12 protein-coding genes and 2 pseudogenes are annotated in these 9438 nt (G+C 44.9%); 12 read left to right on the forward strand and 2 right to left on the reverse strand.

Features of this window, described 5'->3' with window-relative positions; translation table 11 throughout:
- Positions 1-780 precede the first annotated feature (780 nt).
- From SD31_RS17355 to SD31_RS16070, 10 genes and pseudogenes are all read left to right on the forward strand, one after another.
- Entirely contained in the window at positions 781-1485 is a 705-nt protein-coding gene (locus tag SD31_RS17355) for an MFS transporter (protein WP_197053616.1), read from the forward strand.
- A 15-nt stretch (positions 1486-1500) separates the two neighbouring features.
- The gene (locus tag SD31_RS17360; RefSeq protein WP_262506592.1) at positions 1501-2007 is read left to right on the forward strand and encodes an MFS transporter; all 507 of its coding nucleotides are present in this window, start codon (positions 1501-1503) and stop codon (positions 2005-2007) included.
- Between the two features lie 48 nt (positions 2008-2055).
- The gene (locus tag SD31_RS08245; protein ID WP_197053617.1) at positions 2056-2766 is read left to right on the forward strand and encodes an HpcH/HpaI aldolase family protein; all 711 of its coding nucleotides are present in this window, start codon (positions 2056-2058) and stop codon (positions 2764-2766) included.
- A 96-nt stretch (positions 2767-2862) separates the two neighbouring features.
- Positions 2863-3129, forward strand: a complete 267-nt coding sequence (locus tag SD31_RS18940) for a hypothetical protein (RefSeq protein ID WP_231561356.1) — start codon at positions 2863-2865, stop codon at positions 3127-3129.
- Entirely contained in the window at positions 3017-3808 is a 792-nt protein-coding gene (locus SD31_RS08250) for an aldo/keto reductase (protein ID WP_231561354.1), read from the forward strand. Before SD31_RS18940 ends, SD31_RS08250 begins: the two co-directional genes overlap by 113 nt.
- 20 nt (positions 3809-3828) lie before the next feature.
- Positions 3829-4725 carry a Gfo/Idh/MocA family oxidoreductase gene (locus SD31_RS08255; protein WP_197053618.1) on the forward strand — a complete coding sequence of 299 codons (897 nt, stop codon included), beginning with the start codon at positions 3829-3831 and terminating at the stop codon, positions 4723-4725.
- Between the two features lie 13 nt (positions 4726-4738).
- The gene (locus tag SD31_RS08260; protein ID WP_039053783.1) at positions 4739-5518 is read left to right on the forward strand and encodes an SDR family oxidoreductase; all 780 of its coding nucleotides are present in this window, start codon (positions 4739-4741) and stop codon (positions 5516-5518) included.
- A 287-nt stretch (positions 5519-5805) separates the two neighbouring features.
- A pseudogene (locus tag SD31_RS16060) lies at positions 5806-5883 on the forward strand (30S ribosomal protein S12); the annotation flags it as partial.
- Between the two features lie 65 nt (positions 5884-5948).
- Entirely contained in the window at positions 5949-6071 is a 123-nt protein-coding gene (locus SD31_RS20160; protein WP_262506591.1) for a hypothetical protein, read from the forward strand.
- 117 nt (positions 6072-6188) lie between these two features.
- The gene (locus tag SD31_RS16070) at positions 6189-6527 is read left to right on the forward strand and encodes a transposase (RefSeq protein ID WP_231561355.1); all 339 of its coding nucleotides are present in this window, start codon (positions 6189-6191) and stop codon (positions 6525-6527) included.
- A 386-nt stretch (positions 6528-6913) separates the two neighbouring features.
- On the opposite strand, the gene SD31_RS08270 is transcribed toward SD31_RS16070, so the two are convergent.
- Positions 6914-7279, reverse strand: coding sequence for a hypothetical protein (locus SD31_RS08270; RefSeq protein ID WP_039053785.1), 366 nt, complete (start codon positions 7277-7279; stop codon positions 6914-6916).
- Positions 7280-7595: 316 nt separating this feature from the next.
- Between SD31_RS08270 and SD31_RS08275 the strand changes: the two genes are divergently transcribed.
- Both SD31_RS08275 and SD31_RS08280 read left to right on the forward strand, forming a co-directional pair.
- Entirely contained in the window at positions 7596-8456 is an 861-nt protein-coding gene (locus tag SD31_RS08275) for a tyrosine-type recombinase/integrase (RefSeq protein ID WP_197053619.1), read from the forward strand.
- Positions 8435-9223: pseudogene (locus SD31_RS08280) on the forward strand (IS91 family transposase); the annotation flags it as partial. The gene SD31_RS08275 and the pseudogene SD31_RS08280, both read left to right, overlap by 22 nt.
- 75 nt (positions 9224-9298) lie before the next feature.
- Here the strand turns inward: SD31_RS08280 and SD31_RS16075 are convergent.
- The coding region (locus SD31_RS16075; protein WP_156138278.1) for an integrase core domain-containing protein at positions 9299-9438 on the reverse strand (140 nt) is incomplete at its 5' end.

The following is a 9438-nucleotide window of genomic DNA, read 5'->3' on the forward strand; positions in this document are numbered from 1 at the left end:
CGACAGCATCCAAAAAACACGAACAAATGGTGAGGACAGCCTGCTTGCAGATCTGTTAAGCGGAAGGCTTTCCGAAATGGAGATATTGGTCACTTCCTTTGTGCTGTCGCTATCTCGATCCTTTCTCTAAGGATGAGCATCAACAATTGTATAACTGGCTGCACGGCCATGCTTTTAATGCTTCGGTAACCAGCAATCTATTGGCGACCGTGTGGATCGCGGCTCCCCAAGACGCTGACACAGAGTTGCTACAGAAGACGAAAGAAAATTTGTTCGCATTAAAAGATCAACCAGCGGCATTGAATAATATGATGCAAGCACTGGCCTTTAAGGGCGGCGCGACCGAAATGGAGCTGATACGTAGTTTGTATAATGACGTAAGAGACGCAAACCTGCCTGATTATAACAGTGATCTACATGCTACAGCTGCGTATATGATAATGAAGGCAGCGGGGCGAAGGGGGGGACAGACTGATATCTTACACCTATGATTGTAAACTCGTAGGCAGTTCACCAAGCCTTGCATTTCAAGTACAAGCCTTCCATTTTTGCTGCGGTGCCCGGCTAAATCTGATGACATCTCCCGCCGATCACCGGAGCTACTGTTCGAGGTATCCGCACTTGGGTATAGAATTTTACTTCCCGGACACTCCAATAATTAACGCTGCGCCCAAAAAAGTGTAAAATAATACCATGATTTCGGCATATCGCATATAAGTAGAGTTGTTCTATTCTGCTATATTTGTTTTATACGTAAATCTAAGCCGTAAACTCGAATACATGGTTCATAAAAAATATTACCCTTGGTTACTTGTCGCTCTCCTGTGTGTAGTGGGCTGCCTTAATTACCTGGATCGCATGATGCTGGTGACCATGCGCAGCAGTATCTTGGATGAAATACCCATGACAGATGCGCAATTTGGACTTTTGACATCGGTGTTTCTATGGGTATATGGCTTCGCAAGTCCCATTGCAGGGTATATTGCCGATCGCTTCAATCGCAGCTACGTTATTATTGGAAGTTTAGTGGTCTGGTCTTTGGTGACGTGGGCTACGGGTTATGCGACGACCTTCGAGCAGCTTTTTGCTGCACGGGCGGCGATGGGGATTAGCGAAGCGTTCTATATTCCAGCGGCGATGGCGCTTATTATGGACTGGCACTCTGATAAGACCAAGTCGACGGCGGTAGGGATACATGTGGCAGGGGTGACAGTGGGACAAAGTCTCGGATTTCTAGGCGCCTGGATTGCAGAGACTCATACTTGGCACTATGCATTCTATATATTTGGTGGTATTGGCGTGGCCTATGCTTTCATCCTTCTGCTTCTATTGCGTGATCGCAAGGACGAGCCTGTGATATCCAGCCCCAATAGTGTGGTGGCTACCGAGAAGTCTATCAATTTTAAAATGGCATTAAGCAGCTTGTTCCGTAATCCTTCTTTTATACTGGTGGTTATCATCTGGGGCCTAGCGGGGTGCGATTAGCTGGATGATCAATGGCTGGTTGCGACTTACTATCAAGAGAAATTTTCCCTTTCACAGACCGAGGCCGGTATTTATTCTACAGCTTATTTTTTCCCGGCAGTGCTGGTCGGAGTGATTTTGGGGGGTGCCATTGCCGATTGGTGGTCCAAAACGAATGCTAGAGCACGCATGTGGTTGCCGGCGATCGGTCTCCTGATAGCCGTCCCTGCCGTATTCGCCGCCAGTTTTACCCCACTCCTATGGGCTACAGTCGTAGGCTTCCTTATATACGCATTGACACGACCCTTTATCGACGCCAACATGATGCCAATCCTTGGGATGATAGCCGACAAACGGTATCTTGCTACGGGATATGGGTTCTTAAATTTGTGCAGCTGTATTATAGGTGGCATCGGCATTTACGTAGCGGGAGCTTTGCGCGATGCGGAGATTAATCTGGACGTCATCTTTCAGGTAGCAGCATTAAGCATGGTGCTATGCGCATTCCTACTGTTCCGCTTGAAACCCAAACCCAATGGTTAATATACCTGTGGATCAAAAAAATCGTTTACGATATAGTCAGACATCATTATGAGAAGAAGTAAGGTATTAGAAAAGTTGCGACAGGGCCATCGAGCTAGCTGTTTCAAAATCAATCTAAAGGATACGCAAGCTGTCGAGATTGCAGCACTAAGTGGCTTCGATAGCGTATGGGTAGATTTAGAACATATTGGTCAAGATTGGTCCATCATCGCAGCACACGTGTGGGCAACCAAGGCGCACGACACGGATCTGATGGTTCGCGTCCCCCGGGGCGCATACAGCGACTATATCAAGCCGCTCGAACTCGATGCGACCGGCATTTTAGTGCCGCATATCATGGGGCTGGAGGATGCCAAAAAAGTGATACACATGACGCGTTTTTACCCCTTGGGAAGACGGCCGATCGACGGCGGTAACGCAGACGGTGCGTATACGGGCGAAGACTTCAACGAATACCTGTCGACCGCCAATAGGGAAAGATTTGTCGTCCTGCAGATTGAAGATCCTGAACCGCTCGACGAGCTGGAACAAATTGCGCAGCTAGAGGGATTTGATATGTTGTTTTTTGGCCCCGGTGATTTCAGCCAAGGGATTGGTGCGCCCGGACAGTGGGACCACCCGCTCCTCATAGAGACGCGTAAGCGGGTTGCTGACGTCGCCAATAAATATGGAAAGTTTGCGGCGACCGTCGGTTCTACCGCCAACCTCCAGGAGCTGTTCGATATGGGCTACCACTATGTCAGTGTAGGTGCGACGTAGTCGGGCTGAAGAATTATTGCGCCGATATCGTGCAGGCATTCGGCGATGGCAAAGGGCAAAATGGAAAATCCTACTTAGAACAATAAAATATTTTAAATGGATAAAAGAATTTTAGGCCGTACGGGCCTGTCTGTTTCTGAAATCGCATTTGGAGGGGTAGAGATCGGTATGCCATACGGACTAGGCGCTCAGGATAGACCAAGCGACGATGATGCTGTGCGACTTTTGTCAGCAAGCCGTCGCACGAGGTATCAATTTCTTCGATACCGCACGCCATTATGGCGAAAGCGAAAGGCTGATGGGCGAAGCATTCGCGGGTATACGAAAGGAGGTCGTGATCGCGACCAAGTGCGTACACCTTAGGGACGCCGATGGGACAATACCACCCTACACCGCCCTCAAGGATCTGGTACATAAATCCTTGGACACAAGCCTCCAAAATCTCAAGACAGACTATATAGACCTGTTTATGGTGCATTACGCCGACATGGAGATATTGGACAACGATGAGGTCTCTCAAGTTTTTAGTGACCTGCTGGGCAATGGTGCCGTACGCCATATCGGAGTGTCCGTATATAAAGCAGAGGAAACAGCAAGAGCATTACATGCAGGCATATGGAGTGCCATTCAGCTGCCCTTCAATTTAATGGATCAGTCGCACGCTGCACATTTCGATGAGGCTCACGAACGAGGTGTCGGTATTATCGTCCGGTCGGTGTTAATGCGGGGCATGTTGACCGATAGAAAATTTCGCTTGCATGAGGAGTTGGGCGCAGTAGAAAAACACCTGGAAGCATATCGTAAAATTGCCCTGAATAATTTTGGGAATTTTCCAGAGTACGCGACAAAGTTTGCGTTGAAACACCCGCAAGTATCCAGCGTATTGGTAGGGATTGATAAGGAGGAGTATCTTCTGGAGAGCCTCCGTAATGCTACAGGTACACAGTTTACGACGGAACTGTTGGAGCAAGCACAACAATTGCAATTCCCTGATCCCGCGTTTCTAAACCTCGCGGAATGGGACAAAAAAGGTTGGTTATGATTAAATTAGGTATAATCGGAATGAGTGAAGGAAATGCTCATCCTTACTCTTGGTCCGCGATTATCAACGGAAAGTTTGACAGTGCTGAGATCAGCGATGCCGGATACCCGGCTGTAGCGTCATATTTGGCGGCCAATGAGGATACCTTGGGTATCCCGGATGCTGCGGTTACTCACCTCTGGTGCCAAGACCGCGAAGTAGCGGACAGCATCGCCAAATCCTCGGGCATAGCCCATGTGGTCGATCGCCTCGAAGACATGGCGCAATACGTCGATGCAGTAATACTAGCAAGGGACGACCCCGAATACCACGTGCAGATGGCTACACCGTTCGTCGAAGCCGCTATACCTATCTTCATCGACAAACCCCTGGCCTATTCGAGAGAGGATTTAAAATGGTTTTCGGAGCAGGTAGATAATGGCCGCTTCATCATGTCTTGCTCATCCATGCGTTATGCCAACGAGTGCCGAATACTGAAACAGGAACTAGCGGGTCTGGGTCCGATAGAATTGGTCACCGCCGTCGGTAAGAAGGATTGGAAAAAATATGGCATACACCTTCTTGAAGCGATCTTTATGGTCTTGGGAGACCCAAAGCCGGTCAGCGTGCGGCATATAGGCGACCTTGGGAAGGAAATTGTTTCTGTACGCCTAGCGGATGGACCGGACATTACCCTCCATTTATACAATGACATCACCGGCACATTCCAGTTGAGCTTCTTCGGTCGCCAAGGGTGGAAATTAGTGGATATTCGCAATTCATATTCCATGTTTCGCGACAATATCATCGAATTTATTCGCTCCGTCAAGGAGGGTCGCCAGCGTTTGGACTTCAAGCATACCTATCGATTGATGGACGTCATCATCGCGGCTCAAGAGAGCCGAGAAGCCAATGGTGCGACAATTATTTTGAAATAATATTTTTTTGACAATGAATGTAAAGGATCTTTTGAGCTTAAAGGGCAAGGTAATCTTAGTCACCGGCGGGTCGGGCAACTATGGACGGTGTATTGTAGAGGGTTTGGCCGAAGCAGATGCGACCGTCATTACGACGTCGCGTAGTCTGGCACGTGCAGAGGCTACCGCAGCCCAGTATAGCCAGCGGGGTTTAGACGTGCATGCTATGGCAGTGGATCAGGACGATTACCAATCCATGCTCCAGCTCAGAGAAAACGTTTCCTCCACTTTTGGTAGATTGGATGGCTTCGTTAATAATGCCGTCGCTCGCCCGGTCAAAGGCTATCGTGCACCTATCGAGCAGTTTGCTGAATCGATGCAGTCCAACGCCACGGGGATGTTCTTCCTGCTGCGTGAGCTCACCGATCTTATCATCGAATCAGGAGGAGGGAGTGTCGTCAATATCGCGTCCATGATGGGCATGAAAGGTCCCGATCTCAGCAATTACGAGGGGACGGTGGGAATGGGCGATCTGCCAGCAGACTATTTCTTCCATAATGGGGGGTTGATCAACCTCACTCGGTATATGACCAAGATGCATGCGGGCCGCAATATTCGGTTCAACTGCATCAGTCCAGGAGGACTCTTTAACAACCAGCCCGAAGCATTCGTCAAAAATTATTGCAAAAAAGTGCCTCTGGGGAGAATGGCGAACTCCGACGACATAAAAGGCCTTGTTGTTCTACTGATGTCCCAAGCTGGAGAATACATCAATGGAGAGAATATTCTGTTAGATGGAGGGTTGAATGCATAAGTGTGCACGATTCGTGTTTTTTTGAACACATTACTTGCTCCGATATTTGCGTCTGTTAATCTTAGGATAACATAGGCTCTGATTGTCGAGGGTAGACACTGCCCCCCTACCTACATTGTATGGAAATTACTAGGATAATTGCAACTTGTCACAACCCTAAAGACCTGCATGATGAAGCCTTATATTTTTATCAAAAAATACGCTAACTCTTTATAGTTCAAAATATTCTTTATATCTTTGCAGTCTTAAAAAATTAATTTAAATAAATTAAAAACAAAAAAAGGTAAATGCCTACTATTCAACAATTAGTTAGAAAAGGTAGAGTAGCTCTGGTGGATAAGAGTAAATCCCCAGCGTTGGACAGCATGTGATAACAGGTGCCTGTGCGAGTACAGCAGGTAGCAAGGATAGTTCTATTTTCGCAGATATTATGAATCAAACTATTTCTAACTTCAAGGCTAATGACCTTAACATCGAAGAAGTCATTGCTGATGCTGGCTATAGTAGTAGGGAGAGTTTGCAGTATTGTGAGGATAATGGTATTGACGCCTAGATTCCAAATTTCGGACAATACAAGCCGGAACGCGAGGGTTTTGTATTCAATGCGATGAGGAACCACTAGGAGTGTATCCAAAAGGGGGGCAATAAGGCTATTTTACCATTCAAAGGCATCAGAACAGACAGTAAAGGCTACACGAAGAAAACCTATCCTAGTAGCGAGAGCGACTGTAAAAACTGTCCATTGCGGGAGCAATGCTGTGGCAAAGTGAGTAAGTTTAAGAAACTGGACGAAAGTATCCACAAACCTCTTTACGACAAGATGCATAAGAAACTCACGGAGCATAAATCCTACCACCGACGGTTGGTAAAGCGGCGTAGCAGCACTGTAGAACCTGTTCTAGGAACGCTGATGAACCACCAAAATATGAAACGCATCAACAATCGAGGGCTAGCACAAGCGAATAAGCATGTGTTGATGGCCGCTGTATGCTATAATCTCAAAAAGTAATCTTAAATTCAGCCGAAAACTGCCCGCTTCTATGAGACATGTATTAGCAATTCCGAAAGGGATGCTATTTCTGTTTGGACCTCAGTTATCTGGACATCAAAACAGGCAATATAAGCTCTTGAAATTTCTGGCTTGATGAACGTGTAAAACCAACAAACCCCGCTTAAAGAGGCTTAAACGAGGTCGAATATTTTATGTTTTCTCCAAAAATCATAGTTGTGCAACAGTTACCCATGTTGGCAGTTGGCATTCTTGTAGTTTTGTTTTTCTCTAAAATTTCCACCAAGGTTTTTTCTTTTTTAAAAGTGTTTCGTCAGTGTCCATATTGTCCGATGAAACAAGAATATTATTTGTTTTACCAATGAAAGCTGAATTTCCAATTGGTTCTATTCCATTTCCGTCTGCTTTGGGGACATATCTTTGACAAAATTCAAATCCTTCGTCTTGTGTCCTGTCAAATGCTTTAAAAAAATAGCGTCATATTTTTTTTCTTCCCAAGTTATAAAACCGTCAAAGGCAATTAACGCAAAGTCTGGTTTGGGTGTCATATCCTTTACGGTTTGTTCAGCAACTGCAATTCCCTCTTCATACCTTTCTGTTACGAATCGTTTAAGTTCTTTTTTATCGCCAATTTTAGTCATTAGAAATGGAACAAGTGGTCCACCTCCGTCACTAATTGAATTTACTCCGTGGTCAAGTCCGTTGAACATAAAGTCCATAAATTCAGGTGTCTGTTTGTTAATGTCTGCCATTTGTTATTTTGTTTTGTTCGTTATGCTTACTGCCAACGGGTCGGGGCTTTGCGTTCGGGCGGGTTTCGGAGCGCAAAGTTTCAATTTATTAATAAAGTTTAATAGATGCACTAAACACAAGGTTTGCACGTCAGCCCGCCTGACGCAAAACCCTTGTTGAACTAAACCTCCGGTAGCCTTTCTATCGTCTATAAATCATAGCTTTATAGGTGAATTAAATATACTATTATGGTAACAAAAAAAAGAACCGGAGGATTTACGGTACAATAAATTTCTCCATCGCGCCTGTCGTGAAGTTACAGGATTCGAATCACTGTTGCAACGATTTGAGCGTAATATTTCAGTCTTAGGCCGTAGTAAACGTACCTTCGAATGCTATAGCCGTCATGTGGCTGCGATGACATTACATTTTGGATGTCTTCCCACTGAGATAGATGCTGAACAAGTTCAAGACTACCTTTATCACTTGCAGCAAAGAAGCAAAAGTCCATCTCAAACGTATTTTAAGCACACTGTCTATGGTCTTCGATTTCTATTAAAAACCGAAAATCTTCCGTACGACCATCTTCATCTACCGTCTATTTCCAAAGAGAAAAAGCTTCCTGTTATCTTGAGTCGGGAAGAGATTTGGCGTATGCTTCAACAAGCGGATTTACTTAAACATCGTTTATTGATTGGATTAATTTATGGCTGTGGTCTGCGTTGTATGGAAGTACGTAATCTAGCCTTAAAACATCTTGATTTTGATCGTAAGCTCCTTCATATTGTTCAAAGTAAAGGCAAAAAAGACCGCTATGTTCCACTTTCTGAGCACCTTATTAGAGGGTTAAAAAGTTATATTTCAGCAGAACATCCTACTACCTTTTTATTCACAGGCAATAGCAAAGAAGGCAAAGGTTTTGATTCGCGTTATAGCCAGCGTGGCGTTCAATGGGTTGTCAAAACCGTTTGTAAAAAGGCCGGCATCCTCAAGGAGGTACATACCCATACGCTACGGCACAGCTATGCTACGCATTTGTTAGAAGATGGTGTGAATATTCTACAAGTTCAAAAGCTTCTGGGGCATGAACGGGTGGAGAGTACGATGGAATACCTTCATGTTTGTCAGTTAGCCCAACAAAAAGTCCATAGTCCTCTTGATATCGTTTTTTCTTTATGCAGCCGCACTGGGAAGTAGCCGATGTGCTAGGAAAAGTAGATTTATCCCATCAAAACTTTACGGTTCACCAAGAGAAAACACTAAGAGCTTTAACATTATGTAGAACAGCCGCTTTGGGAGGTCATGTTGATGCATGTGATTCTTGTGGGAACATAAGTATTAGTTACAACAGTTGTCGAAATCGTCATTGTCCGAAATGTCAAGGTCATAAACGTGAAGAATGGATTCAAGCTCGAGAGCAAGATTTATTGCCTTGTTCGTACTATCATTTGGTTTTCACTTTGCCCGATACGCTTAATGGTTTGGCCATCTCACATCCGCATATCATTTACCGCCTGTTGTTTGAAACCACTTGGTCTACCTTATCACAGTTTGGTAAAACCAAAGGATTACAATCGGGTATGATTTCCATTCTGCACACTTGGGGACAAAATCTGAGTTTACATCCGCATTTGCACTGTATTGTTCCAGGTGGAGGTATCGATGAAAATGGGAAGTGGAGAGGTAAAATTAAAGCTGATAAATATATGTTTTCAGTGCTAGCATTGAGTAAAGTCTTTCGGGCTAAATATGTGGCGTTATTGCGTAAAGAGAAACTCACCAACTCTGCTATTAACCAGAGTTTGTTTGAAAAGAATTGGGTAGTGTATGCTAAACGACCATTTGGTGGCCCCAAGCAAGTGATAGAATACTTAGGACGGTATACACATAAGGTAGCTATCAGTAATCATCGGATAAAAAGCGTAAGCCATCAAGAAGTTACGATTAACTACAAAGACTATAAAGATGTGTCGACTTCCCCGAATTAAGACTGCATAATTTTACAAAATTCTCTTCAAATTAACCTAAACCTAAATACCCTAACACGCCTGTCTATCGCCTTCAAAAGCGGATAAAGCGGCATATTCGGTTGGAGGCATATTGCCAAGACTGTCGTGCGGTCTGTGATTGTTATAATCATCCATCCATTGCCAGGTAACTTCCCTTACCTCATCAAGGG

It is taken from the genome of Sphingobacterium sp. T2 (assembly GCF_000814685.1).
Taxonomy (GTDB): domain Bacteria; phylum Bacteroidota; class Bacteroidia; order Sphingobacteriales; family Sphingobacteriaceae; genus Sphingobacterium; species Sphingobacterium thermophilum.